This is a genomic window from Paenibacillus sp. yr247 (genome assembly GCF_900103825.1).
In the GTDB taxonomy this organism is placed as follows: domain Bacteria; phylum Bacillota; class Bacilli; order Paenibacillales; family NBRC-103111; genus Paenibacillus_E.
The window spans coordinates 1-23,361 of the sequence record NZ_FNIF01000038.1 but is presented as its reverse complement, the minus strand read 5'-3'; the positions used below and the strand labels follow the sequence as shown (position 1 = coordinate 23,361).

The window sequence follows — 23,361 nt, the reverse complement described above, 5'->3', positions numbered from 1 at the left end:
GAGCCTATCCTAATTTCATTCCCAAGGCAAGCTCTCTAACTTTTTTCCATGCATCCAACTGTTTTTCTAAAGTCCCGACTAAGGTGTTAATATCACTCAGAAATTTTTCTTTGTCATTGGCATCGATTTCTAATGCTTCAGCTTGAAGATCACTAGGAGCAGGAAAAGCGGTTAGCAATTGCTGCAGTTTGACCTGAATGGGGCTAGCTGTTTGCAGCCCATTTGGCGAAGTCATCTCTGTTTTTTCGTTCGATGCTGTTTCCGACGTTTCTTTGGCTTTCTCTGCTTTTTGAGCTTTTGCAGGAGCTTTCTCGGCGGCCGGCTTGGCTCGTTCTGCTCGATTGTTTTGAAAAACAGACCAAGTTTCGACTAAATCATGACCCGTTTTATAAAGGAGCTTACCCTTGGTGCTCTCTGAAATATCCTTATCTTTGAACATTTTAGCGATCTTTTTAACATCACTTACAGGCAGTTCATCTCTGGCAATAATCAAAGCAAGCGGATCGCGGTGCTCAATCGGTAAATCCTTGATAGGTAACAATTGATCCTCGGTCAGTTTATCTTTGCGAATTTCCGTGCCGCTAACGATCAGCTTTTTGACCGAATTACCAAACTTTAACAAGTCACATTTATTTTTGATGTAGGATTCGGGCTTGCCAAGTTTACTGGAAAGGTATTTAATGGAGGAACTGAATTTGGTATCATTCATAAGCTTATGGAAGGCTTCGGCTTCCTCAATCGGCGAAAAGCCTTCCCGCGTCAGATTCTCCGCAATCTGTTCCAAATAGATTTCCAACTCATCCGTTACCGTTGATACAATACAGGACATGGTGGGTCTTCCTAGCATTTTACTAGCTTTGTACCTACGATTCCCATAGATGATTTTGTAGCGGTTTTCAGCGGTTGTTCTCACTTTAATCGGAGAGAGTAAGCCAATCTCCTCAATACTTTTCATTAGCTCTTGCAGTGCTTCTTCATCAAATTGATACCTGGGCTGATCCGTGTCCTCATCAATTAAATTCATAGGAATTTCAAGAATATCCATATCAATTCTCCATTCGTTCAGGTTGTCCTTGGTTCATTATATAACAAGGTGCAAATCGTGGAAATGTAAAATCCTAATGGGAAGCCGGAGGTCAACGATGTTTACTTGTAAAATAAGGGAAGAACTCGAATTAAAAATACTCGAAGTCCGATATGCAGATGCCTTATATCACTTGGTAAACCAAAATCGAGAGCATTTGGCGAAATGGCTTCCTTGGGTTGATAAAACAACAAAAGTAGAAGATACCATAGCTTATATTGAATTTGAGCTTAGCCGCTTTGCAAAGAACAATGGCTTTTCTTGCGGCATTTTTTATCAGAATGAAATTGTTGGATGTATAGGTCTTCATGAAATTAATTGGGGGAATAAAAAAACTTCGATTGGATACTGGCTTGCTGAGGGTTACCAGGGGAAGGGAATCATGACCGACGCTTGTAGGTGTATCATCAATTATGCATGGAATGAGCTGAGTTTAAATCGGATCGAAATCAGAGCTCGTACAGATAACTTCAAGAGCCGCGCAATTCCGATGAGGTTGAATTTCAAGCATGAAGGAACGATTAGGCAAGCCGAGTTCAATCAGAATGGCTATCATGACCATGAGGTGTATGGGATTTTGGTCGAGGAATGGGAGTAAATAGGGTGGGAACAGTTACTAAGCGCTCAAAGCTGCATTACGGATGGATTGTTGTTCTGGTTACATTTTTTACTTTGATTGTATCAGCAGGTATACGCTCGGTGCCTAGTATTTTCATGCTTCCCTTTGAAAAAGAGTTCGGGTGGGGCCGCGCGGATGTATCTTCTGTGGTCTCAATTAATATTTTCTTGTATGGCCTGATGGGACCGTTCTCGGCAGCGTTGATGGAACGTTTTGGGACACGTCGGGTAGTGCTGATATCCCTTATTTGTATTGCTGCCAGCCTCTCGCTAACGCCTATGATCACATCTCTGTGGCAGTTTGAATTGTTGTGGGGGGTCGTGGTTGGGCTTGGTACAGGTTCGCTGGCCAACGTGTTAGGCGTGACGGTCGCGAATCGCTGGTTCGCCCAGCGCAAAGGGGTAGTGGTGGGCATTTTGACGGCTAGTGCGGCGACAGGACAACTGCTATTTCTACCTCTTCTGGCTAAAATAACCGTCGAAATTGGTTGGCGCTATGCCATTTATGCAGCGATTGCAGTGATTATAGTGTTAATCCCTATTGTCGCTATCTGGATGCGCAATCATCCGTATGACGTAGGTGCTGCTCCCTATGGCTCTAAGGAAATCGTTAAGCCTGCCGCATTCAAAGGCAATCTATTTATGACGCCTTTGCTTACACTTAGAGACGCCAGTAAGAACAAGGCCTTTTGGCTGCTTGCCGGCACATTCTTTTTCTGCGGTTTCTCCACGAATGGGTTAATTGGTACTCACCTCATACCGGCTTGTGGTGATTTTGGCATTCCTGAAGTGACCGCGGCGGGATTACTGGCGCTTATGGGCATTTTTGACCTCGCAGGGACTACGATGTCAGGCTGGTTGACCGATCGGTTTGACGGGCGCTGGCTGCTTTTTTGGTATTACGGGCTGCGCGGAATATCGCTTATTTTTCTACCGCAAGCGCTTGGCTTTGGTTATACAGAACTTCTTATTTTCGCCGTCTTCTATGGCTTGGATTGGATCGCAACCGTTCCGCCGACAGTGAAGATCGCTTCCGACATTTTTGGTAAAGAGAAGGCGGGGATGGTGTTTGGTTGGGTCGTTGTGGCGCACCAACTGGGGGCCTCTTTTGCTGCCTATGAGGCAGGTCTGCTCAGAGATTTGCTAGGAAGCTATACCTTACCATTCCTTATGGCCGGTTTTGTATGTATGATTGCAGCCATCATGGCTGTTCGAATTCGACGCACATCACCTGCAACCGCAGCAGCCGCGAAAGCGATGTGATCACAAGGCCTCACAGTTCGACATTGCGTTGTTTAAATTCAGAAGGCGTTAATCCGGTAATCGATTTAAAATTTCTGCAAAAATAATGAATACTGGAATAACCCATTTTCATAGCGACGGTTTCAATGGATTGCTCTTGAAGTAAAAGCAGTTGTGCTTGTTTAACGCGTTCTAAAACTAAGTAGTGCTTAGGAGAATAACCGGTTGCTTCACGGAACAACTCAGCGAAATAAGTAGGATGATAGCCGCTTATGGCTGCGAGCTCGGGCGTGGACCAATTACGGGACGAATCCTTCTGAATGGCCTCCATCGACGCGGCGATCTTACTTTGCTCGTTGGCAGCTCGAAATCGTTTATCGATTTGGTAACGCAATAAAGTGGTAAGGATCTGGATGAGATATCCACGTGCGATAGAACCATAGCCAGGATCTTGGTGAACGAATTCTTTAGCAATTCTAGCAAATAGACTCTCTAGCTTAGTGATTTCAAAAAAGTGCCATATATCCACATCCCCATGTCCTTCCACATGAATCGTGTAGGTTTTGGCAGGAGTGGTTAATTGTTCTATGGAATGTGAAATAATCGTTGGTTCCGGATGAATCGCCTCGCTTGAAGCTGAGTCCCAACTAAAATGAATACTGCCTAAAGTAGACGGCCCGTCGGATGAAATCGCTAAACGATGCGGGGTATCCGATCCGTAAAAAAGACAATTTCCCGGAAGTAAATCCAGGCGTTTGCCTGCAAATTCGAAACTGGCAGAGCCAGATACGATGAGGATGAGCTGACAGTCCGGTATGGTGCGGGGTCCCCAATAGGTTCCTGCTGGGGCTTGAAAATAATTAGAGAAATTGACGGTAGGCCTCAGGTTTCCAAGATATCCTAGATGAGTCTTCATCGGACTTCCCTCCACAGGATAGCATTTGCATCTATTGTTTCACACTATCTGTGAAAAGTGCAAGACTCCAGATCAGCTGATGATCTTGACTAGTACATACAAAACTCTCCCCCGCTGAGGCAGCGAGGGAGAGTTTTGTATGCTTATAGTGGAACGATTTGTTTTTGTTTGTTTTTGAAATAGATCCAATGTTTGAATCCAATCTCTTTCAATGTCTTGCTGACTTCTTCCCAATCGTCAGCAACTCGGCTTGGCATATGCGCATCTGAGCCGAATGTCACTTCAACGCCATAATGCAGCGCTTGCTCCAATATTTCGTGGGAAGGATACCAGCCGCCTACGTCCTTCGTTTTTCCGGATGTATTAATTTCAATCGCTACACCGGATTCCCCGATAGTCTTCAACGTTTCGTTCACCTTAGGTGTAGAGATGTCAGAGAAAGCTGGGTAGAAGCCTTTCATCGCATCAATATGGCCTAGAATATTGAACATGCCCGAACGTGCGGATTCCGCAATAAGGCGATAGTATTCTTCTTTGTGATTGATTTTCTGCTCTTCATTTAGATTTTTCCATCTGTTGCGATTAAAGATGCTGACGCCGCCTGATAAATGAACAGAGCCGATGATGTAATCGAACGGATATTTGGCATATTCTTGCTGATACAACTTAACATGCTCTGGGAAAAAATCCGATTCTACACCAAGAAGTACATCAATTTTTCCTTCATACTCTTTTTTTAGTTGAAGGACCTCCGCGACATAACGAGGGAACTCACTCTTGGCCATTGCAATTAAGGGTTGAGCCTGATCTTTGGGACTCCCGAAATAAGGAGAATGGTCAGAAATTCCGATGACTTGCAATCCACGGGCGATAGCGGCTTCAATATAGTCACGGATAGAGTCTTTAGCGTGTCCACAGCGGTCATGATGGGTATGTAGATCAAATTTCATACTAAATAACCTCCTGAGAGTTTTCGTTAGAAAACTTGCATCGTAAGCATTCACTTTACGAATTTAATCATTATTCTGAACCAAGAAACTGAGTTTCCGGCATACCTTTTAGATCTCGAAGGAACTGCTGCATCGCAGAATTTAAATAGCGTCCTGACTTATATACTACACCTACTGGATGGGTAATATCCAGTTCGTTCACTTTGACCATCTTCAATGTTCCATGGCGTAGTTCATCCGCCACGGATAACTTGGAGATGATGGCTACTCCAAGATTTAATTCCACCATCCGTTTAACTTCCTCGCTGCTAGAGAGTTCCATCACGATATGGGGAGAGACATCGTAGACTTTAAAGATTTGATCAACGAATCGTCGTCCGGCTGTTTCCGGAGAAAGCATGATGAAAGGAATATTGCGCAGCTTTTCAATTGATAAATGAGCAAAACGGCTGAGCGGGTGCTGGGAGGAGACAATTAGCTCGAAATTATCATAATATAGAACGGAAGTTTCTAATGCTTGATTTTTTTCGAACAAATAACTAATCCCAATATCAATCTGACTATTTTCCACGGAAGTCATAATTTGGGATGACGTCATGGAATGAATGGTCGTCTTGATCAGTGGAAATTGGTCTTGGAAATAAGAAAGCACCCTCGGCAAAATTTGCATGGCAATGGAAGTTGTCGTGCCGATATGGATATGGCCTTGTGGTGTTTGATGTAAGTCGGACAATCGCTGCTTGAGGTCACTGGCGATCCGCAGTATTTTTTCTGCATGCTCCAAGAACAGCTTCCCGCTATCCGTTAAAGTAACAGGCTGATTGCGATCAATGAGAATTGTGCCGAATTCGTCTTCAAGGCTCTTTATTTGTGCGGAAACGGCAGGTTGGGTCAAGTTAAGAATTTCCCCAGCTTTACGAAAACTCATCGTTTTGGAGATGGTGAGCAATGTTTCTAACTGGTTCATATTCATGAGCATACCTCCTGCTTTTTATAGTTAAGATACAAATAAAATTTATCGAAATTGTAAAGGGCATAAAAACCTTTTGTAACCCTATTATATGATAGGAGTACCGGAGTCGGCAATGTTTCTGGATAAACAAGGACAACCATGTCAATTTAGTGAATTTCACATTGCTAATTACTCAAATTTGATTATAATATTTTATATATATAAAATTGAAACAAGAGGGAGATTCAACTCATGTCGTTAACACGTAAGTCAAATCCAACCTGGACGGTTGTCGCGTTGATGTTAGGACTCTTACTGGCTTCGCTGGATCAGACAATAGTTTCAACAGCAATGCCAACCATCGTGTCTAAACTAGGCGGCTTCAGCCAATTCGTCTGGGTTTTTTCTGCATACTTGATTGCGAATGTGGCAGCCATGCCTATTTTTGGTAAGCTATCCGATATGTATGGGCGCAAACTATTTTTTATTATCGGTATTATTCTGTTCATGATTGGTTCTGCCTTATGTGGAACTGCAACATCGATGACTGAGCTCATCATCTACCGTGCCATTCAAGGTATTGGCGGCGGTGCACTTATGCCAATTACGTTCGCGATTATATTTGACATTTTTCCACCTGAGAAACGGGGTAAAATGCAGGGGCTGTTTGGAGCCGTATTCGGTTTATCCAGCGTACTTGGCCCGATCATTGGCGCCTATTTCACAGACCATGTGACTTGGGAGTGGATTTTCTTTATTAATCTTCCACTGGGTGTTGTTTCCTTATTATTAATCATTTTCTCTTACTACGAGTCCGTGGAACACAGCAAGGCGAAGATTGATTGGGGCGGTACTATTTTACTAACAGCAGCGATTATTTCCCTCATGTTCGCATTAGAGCTTGGCGGTAAAGAGTATGCTTGGGATTCCTTACAAATCATTGGCTTGTTTGCTGGATTTGCAGTGCTCTTAGGTACATTCATTATAATTGAAAAATATGCAGCAGAACCGATCATCCCTCTTGATTTGTTCAAAAATCGGCTTTTCACTTCAAGCATGGGTGTCAGCTTTGCTTATGGTGCTGTTTTGATATCGGCTGGTACTTATATTCCATTGTTCATTCAAGGCGTATTTGAAGGCTCAGCTACAAGCGCAGGCTCTACTTTAACGCCAATGATGCTTGGTGTTGTTGTCAGCAGTGCATTGGGTGGACGCTTTATCGGCAAGTTCTCTTATCGTAACGTCATGCTTGTTTCAATTGGCTTCCTTCTTATCGCAACTTCGCTCTTAAGCGGGCTCTCTATCGATTCCAAACGTTGGCTAATTACAACTTATATGATTCTTCTAGGTCTTGGTATTGGTGCTTGCTTCCCGATTACATCGATGTCTTCTCTGCATAAAGTAGATTTCCGCCGCAGAGGCACAGTAACTTCACTAGTTGGTTTCTTCCGATCAGTGGGTTCGGCTATCGGGGTGGCGGTATTCGGCAGTATTCAAGTCAACTCGTTAAGAGATAATATTACAGCATCCCTTAATGATCCTGCTTTGGCTGAGAAGTTTCATGATGCTCGCATACTGCTTCAGCCGCAGGTTCGAAGTAACATACCACCGGAAGTGCTGCACAAGCTTCTTACCGCATTGGCTGATTCCATTGCAGTTGTCTTCCAAACAACCATTGTACTGGCCGTGATCGGTCTCGTGTTCATTTTACTCATGGGAAATGCTAAGCTTGAAGTGGGCAAGGCTCCTGTCAAAGGAAGTGTGCCTGTAGCACACTAGGAGGTTGACATCCATGTCGATAAAGCTCGTCATACTAGGATTGTTGATGGAAGCCAACAGACATACCTATGAAATTCTCCAAACGATGAAAGAAAGAGGCATGCATAACTACATGAAGCTGCAAGATGGTTCGCTCTATTATGCGATGGATCAACTTCGCAAGGACGGACTCGTTGAAGCGCATGAAATTGTGCGGGATACGAATCGTCCAGAGAAAACGATCTTTCATATTACCGAAGCCGGGAAGCTTAAGTTTCAAGAGCTTTTAGTTGAGCAGCTACATGAAGAAATCAAGCACTACCATCCGCTTTATGTGGCCCTGCCCTTCACCGTTCATGGCGACCAGGCGAAAATTGCCGACATTCTTGAAAATAAGATTATGGCGCAAAAAATGGTAATGAACAAGATGAAAAGTTTGTATCAGGAACACATTTCCACTGTCCCGAGAGTTGTCTTACAAATGATGGTAGGTACCTACAAGCGTGCATTTAGCGAGTTAAAATGGCTAGAGCAGCTGCAAAAGGATGCTAGAGAAGGCTGCTTGCACGAGAAGGACTCGCCGCTCGAAGTGGATTGGGATCGTTTAGAATAAATCCCGCGAAATGCAATAAAGAACCTCCAAAACCACTGAATGTGGGATTGGAGGTTCTTTATTTACAAAAATGACTTTTTTACATGATTTCGCAAGGAAACGCTGATATTGAATTGCTCGATGAAATGCTCCAAATCATCGCAGATCAAGTCCGGCGTCACGCCAGCCGACATCAGCTGCTCTTGCACATTGTCCGCCGTAGCGACACCGGTCAACACGAGCGCTGTGCGGCACCCCACCGCTGCGCCTCCGCGGATGTCGGTATGCACGTTATCGCCGATGACCCAGACATCGGCGGCAGGCAGCCCGAGCCGCTCGATGGCGTAGGCCATGATGATCGGCGAAGGCTTACCGATCACCACGGGCTCAACGCCCGAGGCGGCGGTGATCGCGGCTGCCAGGGAGCCAGCCCCTGGCATAAGTCCTCCATCCGACGGCAGCATGCGGTCGGGATTGGTTAATACATAGGACGCGCCATGCTTCAGATGGCGGACCGCTTCCATCAGCTTCCCGTAGGTGAAGCTGCGGTCAATGCCTTGGACGACGTAGTCCGGCGTCGTCGCATCGTCCAAGGCGAAGCCGGACGCCTCCAAGGCGATCCTCAGTCCGGCTTCGCCTACCATATGTACGCGGTATCCTCCGCGCTGCTCAGTCAAGTACTGAGCGGCCGCCTGTGACGAAGTATAGACGGCCTCCGCTGGAACCTCTATGCCGAGCTCTTGCAGATGCTCGGCAACCTGCTCTGGTGTGCGTGACGAATTGTTCGTCACGAGTAAATAAGGCATGCGATGCTGCTGAAGCCACTGTATGAAAGCCGCCGCATGGGGGATCGGTTCATGCCCCCGGTACAGCGTACCATCCAAATCAATCAGAAAACCTTTCATATTGCTAACACTCCTTTTTTCTCTTTTACCTGCATGGAAGGAAGTGTGATTGCTACCGTTGTTCCTTCCTCTAACTTGCTGCGAATTTCCATCAATCCGCCGTGAGCTTCAATAATCCGGTAACAGACCATAAGACCAAGTCCCGTCCCTTTTTCCTTCGTACTGTAGAAAGGCTCTCCAAGCTTGGGCAGCCGCTCTGGTGCTATTCCGCACCCCTGATCGATGAAGCGAATGGTTATGTTGCGTCCGTTAGGGTCGGGTACAGCTTGGATAAGTAATATACCGCCTTGTGGCATGGCTTCCAACGCATTTTTCAAAATATTAATGAAAACTTGCTTAATCTGATGCTCATCACACAAGACAGGCGGGAGATCTGGAACAATCTCTGCTTCGATTTCAATATTTCCTAGCAGCGCTTGTGGTTGAAGGAGTTCAATCGTGCTCATGACAATCGAATCCAAGGTCCGGGTTACGAAATGTGTCGCCTGAGGCTTGGAAACAAACAGGAACTCGTTCACGATAAATTCAATGCGCTGCAGTTCTTTTTGCATAATTTCGATATAATACTGCTCTTTGGTACTATTCTTCTTTAACAACTGCAGGAATCCCTTCAAGGCAGTTAATGGATTACGGATTTCGTGGGCAACACCGGCAGCCAGCTGCCCAACTGCAGACAGCTTGTCTGATTTAATGAGCAGCTCCTGCGTCTTTTTCAATTGGGTTATATCTTTGAACGTAATAACCGTGCCTAGGATCTGGCCTCTACTCTCTAATATGGGACTGGACCTATACTCGACGGGGAAGGTGGTGCCATCCTTTCTCCAGAACAGATCCTCTTTCATTTCCGAGACTACACGATTCAGAATCGTGTTCAAAACGGGACTCTCCTCAGGTGGATATAGAGTTCCATCGCTCCTAACGGGTCGAATGAGATTATGAATTTGCCGGCCGAGCATTTCATCCACTTTCCAACCGGTGATAGCTTCAGCAGCCCGATTCCAGAAAATGGTACTACCACTCATGTCAATCCCATAAATACCTTCGGAGACAGAATTGAGAATGAGTTGATTTTGCTTATACAGCTTATCGATTTCCTTCTTCTGTTCTTTGAGTTCGGTAAGGTCTTTCAGAATAGCGTAAACCCCTACAATATGGCCATCAACCATTGTTGGGACAAATGTAACATTGGACGGAATAGGAAACCCTTTTTGATGAATAAAAGCAGCCTCGAAATTTTGCGGCAACCCCGCAGAAGCCACCTGGAAATGATGCAATGCCTTGAGGAGATCGGGTGGACTTATCATAGGAATAAAGGAAGTTGGCTTTGAAGTCTCACGACCCACTCCAAGAAGACTTTCCAACCTATGATTAGCGGACAGAACCACGCCGTCCAAACTAAAGGAGATAATGGAATCAGGATGATTGTCATACAGTGATCTATATCGCTCAGCGGTTTCGAGAATGGAGGTTTCTCTACTTTTTACCGTTTTTATTCCATATAAGGCTAGTCCAAGAATTGAGCAAAATACGACAATATCGATAGCTATTCCCACAAGTTGGTTATCTTGCACGTATGTAAGGTGATGCAAAAAGAAGAAATCCGCACCGATCAAAGTAATCGCAACAATATGATAAACAAGCGCAAGTTGGTATAAAGTCCAATTTTCTGTTGTCGTTTGCTGTTTTATCATGATAGACTTTCAGCGCTCCTTTACAGAATTTTTGTTCATAGTGTATCTGGATTCGACACGTATTTATATATTCTTGCTTATCTTTGTTGAATTTCCTACTAACGAAGAACGAATGAAAAGATATTCGACAAATCAAGTATGAAGGCAGGATGAGTTTGTGTATCTGAGTAGAACGAACTATTTTATGAAAAAAGACAGTATACTTGTCCCGATTTTTTAGGTATAATGTTGAAAAAGGTCGTTTTTCTGTGGAATTTATTCCCAAATGAGATCGGAGCGGAGCTATGAAGGCTGAGTACATTAATCCCTTTTTGGAGTCGGCTAGAATTGTCATCGAGCAAGTTGCTAACATTCGCCCAACGACTGGGCAGCTCGGCGTCAAAGACGTCAAATTTGTGGAAAAGTATATTTGGATCCAAATCGGGATGACAGGGCAAATGGAAGGCGATATTGTATTTGGCTTGGCTGAGGATGTTGCTTTGAAGATGGTCTCTGCCATGATGGGCGGATTTGTTATTACAGAAATGGACGAAATGGGTAAGAGCGCTATATCCGAGCTTGGGAATATGATTAGCGGTAATGCAAGCACAATGCTCTTTAATCAGGGGGTAAGGGTGGATATCACACCACCGAAAATTGTTCAGTCTGCGACAGCTGCGGGATTCGTGCCGAAGAAGGCATTGACCATACCTTTGATCATGGAAAGTATTGGTGTACTGGACATTCAAGTATTAATTGCCTAGACTTAAATATGTTAGAATGAATGGAGTACTGCTATAGCGGTATCTCCATTTTTTTGTAATATACTCAAATGAGGAGAAATCACGTTGAACATTTCGAACAAAATCGTCTTGATCACAGGCGCTTCAAGCGGGATTGGAGCTGTTATGGCACAGCAATTTGCTGCCAAAGGAGCAATCCCCATTTTGACAGCACGCAACACAGATAAACTTGAAACAATTGCAGCGGGCTTGCAGGGGCAGCATGCTGTTTACGCGATGGATGTAACGAACACGCAGCAAGTAAATGAAGTGGTAGAACAAATCATAGCTAAGTTCGGTCGTATCGATATTCTGATAAATAACGCAGGGTACGGGATATTTGAGTCGTTTGCAGAGGCGCCGCTTGGTCATTTTGAAGAAATGATGAACGTGAATTACATGGGCTTAGTCCGCTGTACACAAGCAGTTTTGCCTCATATGTTGAAGGTCGGAAGCGGTCATATTGTGAATATTGCTTCTATGGCAGGGAAAATCGGTTCGGCCAAATCCACCGGTTATTCCGCAACGAAGCATGCTGTACTCGGCTTCACGAACAGCCTACGGCAGGAATTGACGAGGACTGGGATCTTTGTAACAGCCATTAACCCGGGACCCATCTCTACGCCTTTTTTTGATAGAGCAGACCCGAGTGGTAACTATGTCAAAAATGTGGCTTGGTTTATGCTAAAACCGGAAAAAGTCGTAAAAGAACTCATACATGCCGTACAAAGAGATATTCCTGAGAAAGATCTTCCCTTTGTCGCAGGACTGGGAATCAAATTATTTCACTTGTTTCCGCGAATATTTGACCGTTTGGCATCAGGCGTCTTAAATAAAAAATAAAGCGGGTCCCAATCCAAGGATTGGGATTCCGCTTTTTTCTTACTTCTGATCCGGTTTATTCGTTTGCATGGCTTGATTCAATTCACGAATCTCTTCGAAAATGCGACGTACTTCGGCTTTGCCTTCCGGATGAGTTTGATTCCAGTGGGAGGTTAATGCCGGCAGCGACTTATGAACGTGATTAAAAAATGCCCAAATTTTAATTTTCTCAATCATTTCAGGTGAAGTATCGCCCGTGATGAGTTCAGCCGTTTTGAACACTAAGGAGTTAAATTCGTTCTCAAAATCTGTATTCATAGTTTCATCCCTTCGGATGGAAAATAGGTTGAGTACTTTTAGTTTAAATGAAGACATGAAAGCTGTCAAAAAAGGGGGAACCCATGTCCATTGTACCGGCTAATATACAAGATGGTCAATTGTTAGAAAAAGAACAAATTCGCTGCTTCATGAAAAATATATCGCTTTATGTACTTACCTATGTTAGCCAGGGTTTAAAAGTGAAGGGCCTTTTAGCCGTTCCAGATGGGACAAGTCGGCGTCCTGCTGTCATTTATTGCCGCGGCGGCATTAAACGAGTTGGGATGGTTCGTAAACGAAGAATTATATCGATGGCCCAGCGCGGCTATGTCATTTTTGCTCCTTATTATCGGGGCAATGAAGGTGGTGAAGGCCGTGAGGATTTTGGCGGGGAGGACCGGTATGATTTGTTTCATGCGATCCCGATGGTGCAGTCATTAGATGAAGTTTTGCCTGGTCCAGTATCACTGATCGGATTTTCCAGAGGTGCCGTCATGGCCATGCGCGCAGCCAGAGAGTGCAGCGGTGTTGGTCCTGTTGTCGTATGGGGAGGCGTAAGTGACATGTTAGATACCTATGAGCAGCGTGTGGATCTTCGACGGATGTTGAAACGCGTTGTCGGACACCCAAAAAAACAAGTCGAGGCATATATTGAACGATCCCCGGCTTATTGGGTAGAGGAAATCGACACGCCCATCTATATTATCCATGGCACGAATGATTCACAAGTTGACATTGGTCAAGCAAGAAAACTGGCTAACGCCCTGGATCAAGCAGGCAAAGCATATACCATGGCCCTTTTTACGGGACTTGAACATCGATTTCCGCGAAAAGAAGATGAAAAGGCGCTGGATGACGTTTTTGCATGGCTAAGTGAGAAGCTTAGGCTAAATAAGTAGGACTTGTCTCCTTTTTTCACTTAATTTTATTATTTTTATTGTTTACTCCTCTTTTATGCCCTAAAATAAGGAAGGAACAGTTTATTGTTCTACCTGGTTGGCTAGGGGGCGTTTATTTCGAAGTCTCTGAGACTGATATTTAGCAGTGACTTTTATACATTAGATAAGAGTATGCAGGAACAGATATATCAGGAGTTCTACATCCTTGTATATCCCATGATTTATTTTATTTTAAGAGATCATGCTGCAGTGGAAGACATCATTCAGGAGTCATTTCTTCGAGCTGTGCGCAAGGCGCCTTTACTTCATGAAATTGATAAATATGAAAGCTGGGTTAAGAAGCTAACCCGAAATGTAACACTTAACCATCTTCGTAAGCACAAACGCAACCGGGAAGAGCTGGAAGCCGAACTCCTGCTGTGCATTAAGGAAGCGGCGCCAACTTCGGAATATTTGGTGCCTCTAGACAAAGAAGTCGAACTGAAGCTAATGCGAGAAGCCATAATCACTTACATCAATGAACTTAGCCCCTCATACAGACAAATTATAGCGATGAAATGGATTCATAATTTATCGTACAAAGATATGGCCAGCGAGCTTGGTGTTACGGAGGGAGTCGTACGACAACGTTTGTTCCGGGCACGAGATGTGATCAAGCAGAGGCTGCTGGAAGAGTGGGGAACTGGCGAATAGGAGTCTTGAGGACTCCTATTTTTGCTGTTTCTGTGGTTGTCGATTTGTATCGTTTTACGGCGTGGCATATAATAAGGTAATTAGGTTGGAAGAGAAAAGGGGTTTTCTTACATTGAGTACAAGCTTTGAACAACTGCAAATTGCGCAGATTTATTTAGATAAATTGCAAGAATTAGGTATTGGTGAGCCAACGCCGATTCAAGCAGAGGGGATACCGGTTTTAAAGCAAGGAAAAGATGCAATTATCCAGTCTCAAACGGGTACGGGTAAAACATTAGCGTATTTGTTGCCGGCACTGGAACGAATTGATCCTGCGCAAAAACAACTGCAGGTTCTTGTTGTAGTTCCCACCAGAGAGCTAGGGATGCAAATCATGCAGGAGATTGAGAAACTGACTGAAGGAGGTCCGATTCGTTCTCAATCTCTTATTGGCGGAGCCGCGATTGTTAGACAAGTGGAAAAACTTCGACTTCACCCTCACATTGTTGTTGGGACGCCAGGTCGTTTGCTCGAGCTTATGAAAATAAAAAAGCTAACTTTGCATCATGTGAAAATAGGTATTGTTGATGAAGTGGACCAAGTGTTCGAATTAGGTTCCATGCAGGATGTTGAAGCCGTGCTTAAAGGGATGCTTAAGTCCAGTCAAATGGTGTTTGTTTCCGCGACGATCCCGCAAAGCACAGAACAAGCTGCTGGAAGGTGGCTGAAGGAACCTGTCATTATCAAAATCAATCCGAGTCAGCGAACGGCTGAAACATTAGAACACATGTATGTGGTATGCCAAGAACGTGAAAAGATTGATACCCTAAGAAGACTTGTGCGTCTGATTAAGCCTGTCTCAGCGATTGTGTTCATTAATGTCACGGACGATATTGCCCAGGTGGTGGGCAAACTCCAATACGTTGGATTGTCCGTTGAAGCTTTGTACGGGGAAGCGAGCAAACAGGATCGGGCCAAAGTGATGGGGAATTTCCGTGAGGGGAAATTTCAGTTGCTGCTGGCGACGGACGTTGCCGCTAGAGGGCTGGATATTGAAGGCGTGACCCACGTCTTCCATTTGGATCCTGCAACAAACGCGGAGTACTACCTCCACCGCGTAGGCCGGACAGGTCGGATGGGCCGCGAGGGCACGGCCATCTCTATCGTGACACCGAAGGAGCTGTTCATTCTCGACAAATTCGAGAAGCAGCTCGGTATCACGATCGCGCCGAAGGCGATGTACGAAGGCCGGCTCGTCGATCCGGCCCAAGACCGCAGTGCGGCTACGATGCGCAGCCGCCGTGAAGCTGCGCGCCCGAGCGGCGGAGCAGCACCCACGCGCAGCGGCTCCGCCAGCGCGCGGGATGCCGCCGCGCCAGCGGGCGCGGTGCGCACGAGCGCCGCGGGGCCTGACGCGCGCGGCCTGAGCAGCGCTGCCCCGGCGAAGCCGGCAGCGCAGGCGAACACGGCCTCCGGTGGCAAGGCCTTCAGCAAAGCTGAGCGCGAGCGAGATCGCAAGAGCAAGGGCGCTCCTCGCTGGCTCAAAGAAAAGCAGCAGAACAAAGAGTAGCGTAAGTCTACGTGGGCAACGCCAAATTGTCATCTGCGAGGTGTGAAACGTGCTGAAGAAATTATTCATTTTCGCCATAGCTGTTCTTGTCATCCTTATGGCTGCTCTGGTGATCATCATCCGGCACGTCAAACCGACCGAGGCGCTAGACCTCGATTATAAAGAAATCGCGATCGGCAGTAAGATCGCAGACATGATAAAGAACCGGAAGCTTGAGGTGCAGCTAACTGAGCAGGACCTCAATGATCTGGTAAAGAAGCAGTTAGCTGCACATAAAGCTCTTCCTAACGATATTCGAATCGAAGGTGCGAAGCTTACGCTTCAAGGTTCTAACCTTGAGGCTGACTTGAATGTCAGGTGGCATGAGCAAGTATCCATCGGTGCCAAAATGATGTTCACCCTTGCGTGGAACCCGCCGAATCTGGTCATTCAACATAGAAATACGCAAGTCAAAGGCATACAGATACCAAGCGAATGGCTGCCACTTGTTCCTATGGAAATTCCTATTGAAGATCACTTGCCAATCCTTGTAGGTGTGAAGAACGTAGTGTTCGAGGAAAAAGCCATGATCATCCAATTAAAGCCGTTGCGATAAGATACTTTGAAGAAGGAGTCAAAAAAGGGCAATCCCTCAGCCATCTAACACGGCTCTTGGGACGGCCCCTTTTTTTATCTTCAGTAGGAATTGGAAGTATGAACGTCCCATCTCCGAGAGTATAAAATAATTCCTAATACCACAACCATGCCTACTAATACAAACCAAATTGATATGCCAACATGAAATCGATCCATCCCCCAACCGACGCCTAAGGGCAGAACGGAACCGCCTAAACCACCAGCAGCGATAAGTGTACTTGTCGTTTGCTCGGTACGCCCCGGAAGCAGTTGATTCGCGTAAATGAGTGCAACTGCGAACATACCCGACATGAATAATCCAAGTAAGAGAACAATAGCGAAGCTGCTCCATAATTGCGTGCTAAACACCCATAATAGTACCGTGAGCAAACTAGCTGCAAAAGAAACGGCCAAGTAACGGAAATAAGTCATTTTCTCGGCAACAATACCGGCAAATATACGGCCTACCACCATGGCAAGCCAATAGGCTGTTACGGCGAGGGATGAAACTGAGCTTGAAGCATGTAATTGGTCGATAAAGATCGATGGCAAGAAATTAACGATGGTGTTTTCCATACCTACATATAAGAAGAAAACAATCATGAACAGACAAAGAAACGCCAAGGAGCTCTTCGTGAGTGCAGGGAGCTTCTCTGCTTGCTGAGTACGATCCGCTTTGTGAGCTAACAACTCATCATGCTCTCCTAAGGAAAGCTTTGACCAGATGAAGCCTGTAGCGAGAGCGCTTAATCCCAATATCATGAATCCGTATTTCCATAGGCCATTTGCAATTAGGAGACTAGACACAAGCGGCATTATTAACGCCCCAAGTCCGAAAAAAACCTCGAGTTTGCTGAAAGCAGTCGCTTGTTGATCCTTTGCAGCCATTAATACGAAGGTGCTTATGCTGGATTCGACGAGTCCGAAAGAAACTCCGGCTATGAATGTCAGGCATACCGCAATAGGCCATGGCGGCAGCAGCACGACGGCAACCATGGCGAAGAAGAGAAGCCCAAAAGCCGTAGTAATGGTACTTCTACGACTAATACGACGGATGAGAGAAGGCATAGAAAGCACACCCAGTAGGAAGCCTCCGAATTCTAAGAAAACAAGCAGTCCTCCGTCACTGTAACTTCGTCCGTAATGTGCAAGTAATTCAGGTAAAACAGCTCCGAATATAACGTGGGTACAGCCTGTCAATAAATAGGACAAGCAGCCCATAATTAGTAGTCTTTTCATACTAGAGAAGTTCCTTTTTGTTCGGATACATACTTCTCGTTATAGGCAAATACATGACCAATGGCTTCTGCTACAGAATCTACATGGTAGACTGCTTTTTGTTTGACCTCCGGATGAGCACCTTTCATAGCAAAACTATGAGGGGTGATGCCGAACATCGACACATCATTGAAAGAATCCCCGAAACAAGCGATTTCCTCTGGCTGCAAGCCCAATTTTTCGATAAGAACAAGCAAAGAGCTGCCTTTTGAAACATCGAGAGGCATAATATCAAGGCAATCTTTGTCGGAAATGAACATTTCTAATTGATCGCCAAGCATTTTCTCCATAAGAGCCTTAAGCTCCAAAAGTGTTTCCATTTTCCCAAATTGCGAAAACTTGCAAACAGCAAGCTCCCCTTTCAAAGACTGCTCTATATCTTCTTTTACAATAAAAGGTTGGAATGTTCTCGCTTGAACCTCATCGGAAGCGGGAGTCAGATGCGTGATATAATTCGCTTCGCCCGAGCAGACGAGCTTGACGAGATCAAAATCCTTAAGCACTTGGTACACTTGATACGCCAAATCAGGTTGGAAAAGCTGTGATTTAAGGAACGTCCCGTCTTCCAAGTGAATGAATGCGCCATTTTGCGATACGGAATAAGCTTGGTGACCTATTTCCTCCAATACCTGCTGCATTTCAATATTCATTCTTCCTGAGGCTAAACAGAGTCTGATGCCTGCTTCTTTGGCTTTGATCAATGCGTCTAATTCTCGGGGGCTAACTTTCTTACTATGATCGAGTAATGTGCCATCCAAATCACTTACGATTAGCTTAATCATGTTGGTCTTCTCCTCCAGCTAAAACGATTTCCACTTCACATGCAAGTAATTTCTCTTTCATTTCAAGGCTTAAGTCCTGATCTGTTACGAGGATATCAATGCTCTCGAATCCCACTACGCGGTGAAACAATCGTTTACCGAATTTGGAATGATCCGCTAGTACAATAACTTGGTCTGCATGCTGCATCATGGCTCTGACCAAATAACTATCCTCTTCGTTTGGAGCAGACAGCCCTTCTTCCGTAATTCCGCAAGTACCGATAAGCAGTTTATCGACATGATAGTCATTTAACATCTCGATCGCTTTCGCTCCGTAGACACTATGATGTTTGTTATCCAGCACACCGCCTAAAACATGAATCGTTGTTTCATCTTTACGAGTTAGAATTGCTGCTATTTCAATAGAGCTGGTCACAACAACATTATGTGTGGAGCTTAGCGCGTTAGCAGCGTGCAGAACCGTAGTGGAGGCATCCATCATAATATAATCGCCGTCCTGAATAAGTTGTGCGGCCGTTTTGCCAATCGTTAACTTCGAGGAGGATTCGGCTTGCAGTCTTTGATCATAATTGCCTACTTCTTTGGAAAGGGTAGGGAGGATTGCGCCGCCGCGCGTCCGAACGATAAGGCCTTGCTCTTCAAGCTTAACCATGTCACGTCTAGCCGTGTCCCGTGAAACATCGTAGAGCTCACAAATAAGATCAACGGTAATGCGCTTATTTGATTTTAAGTATTCGACAATTGAAATAAGTCTTTCTTCTTGAAACAAGGGATGATAACTCCTTTCACTTAAGTGATTATAAGTAATATTAAGTATATTGCTAATTATATGGCTGCATGAGTAATTTTTCAACCATATTTTTATTAAGAAATCTAATCGATTTTCTCCATAAAAAAGACCGTGTATTCGCTCCCTGGAACGAATGCACGGTCTTTCATCATTTAGCAGCTGGTTTTTTTCTGGTTTGAATATAAGTCGGATACGTTATTTCTCCGGTATCAAGCTTTCTAATTTCTTCTTCGTTCCAACCGCTGATTTTATTCTTACCTGTTACACCGGTAAGCTTGATTTGATAATGGAGCGCTAAATACTGCTGTAGTTTGGCCATCTCTTCAGGATTGATTTCCCTAAGCTTTTGATTGCCATGCAGTTGGCCTAATATAACACCGATTGATTCTGCGGCTAGACTCGTGTTTGGTTGAATTCTTGTACTTCCGTAAGCAATGGCAGAGGAGCCAACATTTTTCCCAGCCGCGATGACATTCTCATAGTTTTTCAGTAAAAAGCTGCGAAGCGGCATGCCATATTTATCTGGACGCCCCATTTCAATACCCCACTTATTCGCACTCGTGCCCTGTAAATCAAGCGGATAACCGCCAATGCTGACATTATCCCAGAACATTGTGCCTGAAAGCAGATCCGATGGCTTTAAAACATAGTCCATTTCATAATGGTTATATTCTCGTACATAAGGATACGCAGGAAGTTCGCCTAATTCCGCATGCTCCCATCCAGGTAATGTTTTACGGAAGTGATTCAGAATCAAGGCTGTTTCTTTGTTGCCCAGGTTAACAGCCTCTTGGATGGAGTCAGGCCTCGAAGGATCTACAGTATATACAAGAAGCGCGTTAATTAATACTTCTCCATCCCGTTGATTGACGGCATTTAATCCTCTTAGAAATACGCGATCATTGGAAGGATGATAGGCTTTAGTCATACCGCTAAGCCCAATAGCGAAACTATCACTTACATAACCGCCACCAAATTGTTTCGATTTCTCATCGGGTTTTAATAAATTAAAAGCGGTATTAAACTGCTTCCAATCGACATGGGTGAACTTCATCATCATGCCAGCACTCATATATTCAATGTCTTTTTGACCATAGAACTTCTCAAGGCCTGGCAATCGTTTCGCATCCAGTCGGCTAATTAACGCCGCGTAATCACTATTATCGACCCAATAGGAGGCTGTAATCTTTTTCTTTTCATTCTGATTCGTACTATAAACGATAGAAGCGACTTTGTGCATATGATCAGGCGTGTTTATTTGCTCTATCTCATTAATAACAATTCCGGATTCTATCGGAATATCTTTCATTAATTTATTCATATATGTAGTAAATTCGGGAAGCTTGCGAATTTTGGCGTTTCTGAAACCGTCGAAAAGCTCTTTCACGCGGCCCTGTATTAATAAATGACCTTGATCGTCGCGTGTTTCATCGAGAAATAACATTTGACTCTGGAGTATTTGACCTCCAAAAGCTTTATGAGGATCCAGTACTTTAACCTTCAACCCTTCATCTGCTGCAGCTCTGGCCAGGTAAAGACCTTCAAGCTCACTGCCGATCACGACAACATCAATGTGTTCAGTTGGATAGCCGTTAGCATTCTCATTCTTTACTCCAACTAAGGGTACTCCGGGTCCTTCACTAACGGCTTGAGGGTTTTGATGCGCGATGGAAGAAGGAGATGCGGCTGCTGAATCCATTTTTTCTTGCTTAGGCCAAATTTTGCTAAACGAAAATGCAATCAAAACAATAAGCAGTACAGCTAGAGCAATAACGAGTTGGACTCGTGGATTTCGTAAACGCATGTATAAACTCCTTTAGCGATAGTCTTAAATGGTTGGTTTCAGTTTAGCAGTTTCATAGTGGATTTAATAGACTGAGAAATTTTTATATAAAGGATTTCCATAACTACCCCCAAAAACATAGTCCGCATGTCGAATTCTTGTAGCATAACCAGGAACCCTTCGCGAAGGCTCCACACTTTTTATAACATTATATGAATAAGGGAGAGAGAACGATAATGAAGAAGAATTTAATGAAAAAAGTAGTAGCAACAGGTCTTGTACTAACCATGGTAATGGGTGGCGCTTCAGCAGCATTTGCCAAAGGTAATGACCGTGATGATCATAAAGGTGATAAAGGCGACAAGAACAATATTCATATTAACACAAATATCAATATCAACCTTAATTTCTATGATATGCAAAGTGCTGAATGGGCACTGCGTTACATAGCAAGCTTGGCTTCCAAAGGCGTATTCGAAGGCTATGAAGATGGATCATTCAAACCGCATAACAATGTTTCCCGCATTGAGGCTATCACGGCTGCCGTTCGTTTGATGGGATTGCGTGATAAAGCAGAATCCGCTGCTGAAATGCAAACAAAGCTGAACTTCAAAGATGCTGATAAAATTCCTTCATGGGCTGTAGGGTATGTAGCTGTAGCACTTGAAAACGATTTGTTCACAGAAAGCGATGATGCTGTTCAACCGAATCAACCTGCAGATCGTCTATGGGCGACTACATTGTTGGTTAAAGCTTTGAAATTGGATACTGAAGCAAAAACGAAAATGAATTCAACTCTTCCATTTAAAGATGCGAAGAAAATCCCAGCGGGTTCTGTAGGTTATGTAGAAGAAGCGATCGAGAAGAAATTGGTTGACGGCTTTGAGGACAACACATTCAGACCGAACCAACCTGTTACACGCGCACAACTTGCTGCATTGCTCGACCGCACTAACGACCAACTGCCTGATCAAGATCAAAATACAAGCACTGGTACAGTAAGCGCAGCGGTTTATAACAACACGCTTTCCCTTACTAAAGCGGGCGCTACAACTCAATATGCCCTTCATCCGGAAGCATTCGTTCTGCGTAACGGCGTGAAAGTTCCTGCTGCTGCTCTTCAAGTTGGAGATGAAGTGAAAGTCCGCACTTTTAACAATCAAGTTGTTTACGTTGAAGTGACTAAAATGGCGCAAGCGAACACTTCTTTCGATGTTCTGGGCACATTAAACGGTACAACTCTTAACGCTCAAGGCAAGATTGCTACAATTTCCATTAATCAAGTTGTTAATGGCGTCAACCAAGCAACGATCTACAACGTTTCTGCAGATGTTGCGCTAACAGGCAATTTGTCTAATTTCTCTCAAAATCATCTTGTTGAGCTGAAAGGCCAAGACCAACTTGTTAAGGCTATTGATGTAAAATAAGATAAGATAAGTACCACTGAAAGATATAGAAAAAGGTTAAATACACACAATTGGCTCCTTGCTTATTAATAGCAGGGAGCTATTGTGCTTTTCATCTGTATAATCTCCCTTTTATTGAGGTAAACTGACCTTTATCTTGAAAGGAGTGGGACTTATATGAACGAATCTCTTATGGATACATTCAAAAGATATTATGCGGATTACAGAGTCGCTGCAAATGTTGATCAAAGCTTTTCTGATGCTTACAAAGCTATTGCTTATCATGTGATTAACCAAACAGAACAATTTGCGCAAGGGGGCAACCTCGATGAAGTTCAAAATGTGATTCGTGAATTCAAAGAAATCGGCTTATCCGTAGGACCCAGCAATGATGCTTTGAAAGAACGCTTCGAGCAGGAACTTGTAGAGCAAGTGCTTGATCGCGAGGGTAAATGAAAATAATGTAGAATAGGTGTTGCATTCTTCATTTGACCATGATATATTGTTCTTCCGGCCAAAACGAGCTGAAATTTTTATCGAAAAATGTAGAAATAAGGCTTGCATCTGGTTGTGGAATTATGCTATATTATAAATCCGGCCGCGAGAGTGAGACGGAAAACGAAAGAAATTGATCTTTGAAAACTGAACAACGAGTGAGTAAGCACGGTCGAGTAATCGACCAAAAAAGAGATTGTAAAATCTCGCTAGCAACGCAAATGAGCAATTAAGCTTTCAGATAGTTTTACTATTATGGAGAGTTTGATCCTGGCTCAGGACGAACGCTGGCGGCGTGCCTAATACATGCAAGTCGAGCGAATTTATCCTTCGGGATAAGTTAGCGGCGGACGGGTGAGTAACACGTAGGTAACCTGCCTATAAGATCGGGATAACTATCGGAAACGATAGCTAAGACCGGATAACTGGTTTTCTCGCATGAGAGAACTATGAAACACGGAG

Annotated in this window: 23 protein-coding genes and 1 rRNA gene; 13 read left to right on the top strand and 11 right to left on the bottom strand. The window is 44.3% G+C overall.

Features of this window, described 5'->3' with window-relative positions; all coding sequences use genetic code 11:
- Positions 1-4: 4 nt before the first annotated feature.
- Positions 5-1,045: a ParB/RepB/Spo0J family partition protein gene (locus BLT91_RS28350; protein ID WP_090827415.1), complete on the bottom strand. Its 1,041-nt coding sequence runs from the start codon at positions 1,043-1,045 to the stop codon at positions 5-7.
- Positions 1,046-1,142: 97 nt separating this feature from the next.
- Here BLT91_RS28350 and BLT91_RS28345 point away from each other — a divergent pair, with 97 nt between their 5' ends.
- Both BLT91_RS28345 and BLT91_RS28340 read left to right on the top strand, forming a co-directional pair.
- Positions 1,143-1,682: a GNAT family N-acetyltransferase gene (locus BLT91_RS28345; protein WP_090827413.1), complete on the top strand. Its 540-nt coding sequence runs from the start codon at positions 1,143-1,145 to the stop codon at positions 1,680-1,682.
- Complete coding sequence (locus BLT91_RS28340) at positions 1,673-2,965, top strand: MFS transporter (RefSeq protein WP_090827411.1); 1,293 nt, start codon at positions 1,673-1,675, stop codon at positions 2,963-2,965. Before BLT91_RS28345 ends, BLT91_RS28340 begins: the two co-directional genes overlap by 10 nt.
- A 10-nt stretch (positions 2,966-2,975) precedes the next feature.
- On the opposite strand, the gene BLT91_RS28335 is transcribed toward BLT91_RS28340, so the two are convergent.
- From BLT91_RS28335 to BLT91_RS28325, 3 genes are all read right to left on the bottom strand, one after another.
- Positions 2,976-3,860, bottom strand: coding sequence for a helix-turn-helix domain-containing protein (locus tag BLT91_RS28335; RefSeq protein ID WP_090827409.1), 885 nt, complete (start codon positions 3,858-3,860; stop codon positions 2,976-2,978).
- Positions 3,861-4,003: 143 nt separating this feature from the next.
- Positions 4,004-4,810 (bottom strand): histidinol-phosphatase, encoded by an 807-nt coding sequence (locus tag BLT91_RS28330; RefSeq protein WP_090827407.1) that lies wholly within the window; start codon positions 4,808-4,810, stop codon positions 4,004-4,006.
- A gap of 70 nt (positions 4,811-4,880) precedes the next feature.
- Positions 4,881-5,783, bottom strand: coding sequence for a LysR family transcriptional regulator (locus tag BLT91_RS28325; RefSeq protein WP_090827406.1), 903 nt, complete (start codon positions 5,781-5,783; stop codon positions 4,881-4,883).
- A 231-nt stretch (positions 5,784-6,014) separates the two neighbouring features.
- Between BLT91_RS28325 and BLT91_RS28320 the strand changes: the two genes are divergently transcribed.
- Both BLT91_RS28320 and BLT91_RS28315 read left to right on the top strand, forming a co-directional pair.
- The gene (locus BLT91_RS28320) at positions 6,015-7,541 is read left to right on the top strand and encodes an MDR family MFS transporter (protein WP_090827405.1); all 1,527 of its coding nucleotides are present in this window, start codon (positions 6,015-6,017) and stop codon (positions 7,539-7,541) included.
- A gap of 13 nt (positions 7,542-7,554) precedes the next feature.
- Complete coding sequence (locus tag BLT91_RS28315) at positions 7,555-8,133, top strand: PadR family transcriptional regulator (protein ID WP_090827403.1); 579 nt, start codon at positions 7,555-7,557, stop codon at positions 8,131-8,133.
- 62 nt (positions 8,134-8,195) lie between these two features.
- Here the strand turns inward: BLT91_RS28315 and BLT91_RS28310 are convergent, their stop codons facing one another.
- Complete coding sequence (locus BLT91_RS28310) at positions 8,196-9,017, bottom strand: TIGR01457 family HAD-type hydrolase (protein ID WP_090827401.1); 822 nt, start codon at positions 9,015-9,017, stop codon at positions 8,196-8,198.
- Positions 9,014-10,708: a PAS domain-containing sensor histidine kinase gene (locus tag BLT91_RS28305; protein WP_090827399.1), complete on the bottom strand. Its 1,695-nt coding sequence runs from the start codon at positions 10,706-10,708 to the stop codon at positions 9,014-9,016. Before BLT91_RS28305 ends, BLT91_RS28310 begins: the two co-directional genes overlap by 4 nt.
- Positions 10,709-10,992: 284 nt before the next feature.
- Here BLT91_RS28305 and BLT91_RS28300 point away from each other — a divergent pair, with 284 nt between their 5' ends.
- Entirely contained in the window at positions 10,993-11,451 is a 459-nt protein-coding gene (locus BLT91_RS28300; protein ID WP_090827397.1) for a chemotaxis protein CheX, read from the top strand.
- An 84-nt stretch (positions 11,452-11,535) separates the two neighbouring features.
- On the top strand, positions 11,536-12,312 hold the full coding sequence (locus BLT91_RS28295) for an SDR family NAD(P)-dependent oxidoreductase (protein WP_090827395.1): 777 nt from the start codon (positions 11,536-11,538) through the stop codon (positions 12,310-12,312).
- Between the two features lie 39 nt (positions 12,313-12,351).
- Here the strand turns inward: BLT91_RS28295 and BLT91_RS28290 are convergent, their stop codons facing one another.
- Positions 12,352-12,609, bottom strand: a complete 258-nt coding sequence (locus BLT91_RS28290) for a DUF2573 family protein (protein ID WP_090827393.1) — start codon at positions 12,607-12,609, stop codon at positions 12,352-12,354.
- Positions 12,610-12,692: 83 nt separating this feature from the next.
- On the opposite strand from BLT91_RS28290, the gene BLT91_RS28285 reads away from it, so the two are divergent.
- From BLT91_RS28285 to BLT91_RS28270, 4 genes are all read left to right on the top strand, one after another.
- A complete protein-coding gene (locus BLT91_RS28285) occupies positions 12,693-13,508 on the top strand; it encodes an alpha/beta hydrolase family protein (RefSeq protein ID WP_090827392.1) in 816 nt (271 codons plus the stop codon).
- A 171-nt stretch (positions 13,509-13,679) separates the two neighbouring features.
- Entirely contained in the window at positions 13,680-14,201 is a 522-nt protein-coding gene (locus BLT91_RS28280) for an RNA polymerase sigma factor (protein WP_254777180.1), read from the top strand.
- Positions 14,202-14,313: 112 nt separating this feature from the next.
- Positions 14,314-15,750 (top strand): DEAD/DEAH box helicase, encoded by a 1,437-nt coding sequence (locus BLT91_RS28275; RefSeq protein WP_090827388.1) that lies wholly within the window; start codon positions 14,314-14,316, stop codon positions 15,748-15,750.
- A gap of 49 nt (positions 15,751-15,799) precedes the next feature.
- Entirely contained in the window at positions 15,800-16,345 is a 546-nt protein-coding gene (locus tag BLT91_RS28270) for a hypothetical protein (RefSeq protein ID WP_090827385.1), read from the top strand.
- 80 nt (positions 16,346-16,425) lie between these two features.
- On the opposite strand, the gene BLT91_RS28265 is transcribed toward BLT91_RS28270, so the two are convergent.
- From BLT91_RS28265 to BLT91_RS28250, 4 genes are all read right to left on the bottom strand, one after another.
- Positions 16,426-17,604, bottom strand: a complete 1,179-nt coding sequence (locus BLT91_RS28265) for an MFS transporter (protein ID WP_090827383.1) — start codon at positions 17,602-17,604, stop codon at positions 16,426-16,428.
- The gene (locus BLT91_RS28260) at positions 17,601-18,425 is read right to left on the bottom strand and encodes an HAD family hydrolase (protein WP_090827381.1); all 825 of its coding nucleotides are present in this window, start codon (positions 18,423-18,425) and stop codon (positions 17,601-17,603) included. Before BLT91_RS28260 ends, BLT91_RS28265 begins: the two co-directional genes overlap by 4 nt.
- Positions 18,418-19,194, bottom strand: a complete 777-nt coding sequence (locus BLT91_RS28255; RefSeq protein ID WP_090827379.1) for a DeoR/GlpR family DNA-binding transcription regulator — start codon at positions 19,192-19,194, stop codon at positions 18,418-18,420. The genes BLT91_RS28260 and BLT91_RS28255 overlap by 8 nt, the downstream gene beginning before the upstream one ends.
- A gap of 169 nt (positions 19,195-19,363) precedes the next feature.
- Positions 19,364-21,019, bottom strand: coding sequence for an FAD-dependent oxidoreductase (locus tag BLT91_RS28250; RefSeq protein ID WP_090827377.1), 1,656 nt, complete (start codon positions 21,017-21,019; stop codon positions 19,364-19,366).
- A 215-nt stretch (positions 21,020-21,234) separates the two neighbouring features.
- On the opposite strand from BLT91_RS28250, the gene BLT91_RS28245 reads away from it, so the two are divergent.
- The 3 genes from BLT91_RS28245 to BLT91_RS28235 all read left to right on the top strand — a co-directional run.
- On the top strand, positions 21,235-22,425 hold the full coding sequence (locus BLT91_RS28245; protein ID WP_090827375.1) for an S-layer homology domain-containing protein: 1,191 nt from the start codon (positions 21,235-21,237) through the stop codon (positions 22,423-22,425).
- Positions 22,426-22,581: 156 nt separating this feature from the next.
- A complete protein-coding gene (locus tag BLT91_RS28240) occupies positions 22,582-22,860 on the top strand; it encodes a hypothetical protein (protein WP_090827374.1) in 279 nt (92 codons plus the stop codon).
- Between the two features lie 291 nt (positions 22,861-23,151).
- A 16S ribosomal RNA gene (locus BLT91_RS28235) occupies positions 23,152-23,361 on the top strand; the annotation flags it as partial.

Excerpts from the sequence above, each read along its gene's own strand:
- BLT91_RS28345 (WP_090827413.1), top strand. The coding sequence starts at position 1,143 with ATGTTTACTTGTAAAATAAGGGAAGAACTCGAATTAAAAATACTCGAA.
- BLT91_RS28245 (WP_090827375.1), top strand. The coding sequence starts at position 21,235 with ATGAAGAAGAATTTAATGAAAAAAGTAGTAGCAACAGGTCTTGTACTA.
- BLT91_RS28260 (WP_090827381.1), bottom strand. The coding sequence starts at position 18,425 with ATGATTAAGCTAATCGTAAGTGATTTGGATGGCACATTACTCGATCAT.
- BLT91_RS28300 (WP_090827397.1), top strand. The coding sequence starts at position 10,993 with ATGAAGGCTGAGTACATTAATCCCTTTTTGGAGTCGGCTAGAATTGTC.
- BLT91_RS28325 (WP_090827406.1), bottom strand. The coding sequence starts at position 5,783 with ATGAATATGAACCAGTTAGAAACATTGCTCACCATCTCCAAAACGATG.
- BLT91_RS28285 (WP_090827392.1), top strand. The coding sequence starts at position 12,693 with ATGTCCATTGTACCGGCTAATATACAAGATGGTCAATTGTTAGAAAAA.
- BLT91_RS28320 (WP_090827405.1), top strand. The coding sequence starts at position 6,015 with ATGTCGTTAACACGTAAGTCAAATCCAACCTGGACGGTTGTCGCGTTG.
- BLT91_RS28250 (WP_090827377.1), bottom strand. The coding sequence starts at position 21,019 with ATGCGTTTACGAAATCCACGAGTCCAACTCGTTATTGCTCTAGCTGTA.
- BLT91_RS28350 (WP_090827415.1), bottom strand. The coding sequence starts at position 1,045 with ATGGATATTCTTGAAATTCCTATGAATTTAATTGATGAGGACACGGAT.
- BLT91_RS28310 (WP_090827401.1), bottom strand. The coding sequence starts at position 9,017 with ATGAAAGGTTTTCTGATTGATTTGGATGGTACGCTGTACCGGGGGCAT.
- BLT91_RS28335 (WP_090827409.1), bottom strand. The coding sequence starts at position 3,860 with ATGAAGACTCATCTAGGATATCTTGGAAACCTGAGGCCTACCGTCAAT.
- BLT91_RS28290 (WP_090827393.1), bottom strand. The coding sequence starts at position 12,609 with ATGAATACAGATTTTGAGAACGAATTTAACTCCTTAGTGTTCAAAACG.
- BLT91_RS28340 (WP_090827411.1), top strand. The coding sequence starts at position 1,673 with ATGGGAGTAAATAGGGTGGGAACAGTTACTAAGCGCTCAAAGCTGCAT.
- BLT91_RS28330 (WP_090827407.1), bottom strand. The coding sequence starts at position 4,810 with ATGAAATTTGATCTACATACCCATCATGACCGCTGTGGACACGCTAAA.
- BLT91_RS28305 (WP_090827399.1), bottom strand. The coding sequence starts at position 10,708 with ATGATAAAACAGCAAACGACAACAGAAAATTGGACTTTATACCAACTT.
- BLT91_RS28315 (WP_090827403.1), top strand. The coding sequence starts at position 7,555 with ATGTCGATAAAGCTCGTCATACTAGGATTGTTGATGGAAGCCAACAGA.
- BLT91_RS28240 (WP_090827374.1), top strand. The coding sequence starts at position 22,582 with ATGAACGAATCTCTTATGGATACATTCAAAAGATATTATGCGGATTAC.
- BLT91_RS28265 (WP_090827383.1), bottom strand. The coding sequence starts at position 17,604 with ATGAAAAGACTACTAATTATGGGCTGCTTGTCCTATTTATTGACAGGC.
- BLT91_RS28280 (WP_254777180.1), top strand. The coding sequence starts at position 13,680 with ATGCAGGAACAGATATATCAGGAGTTCTACATCCTTGTATATCCCATG.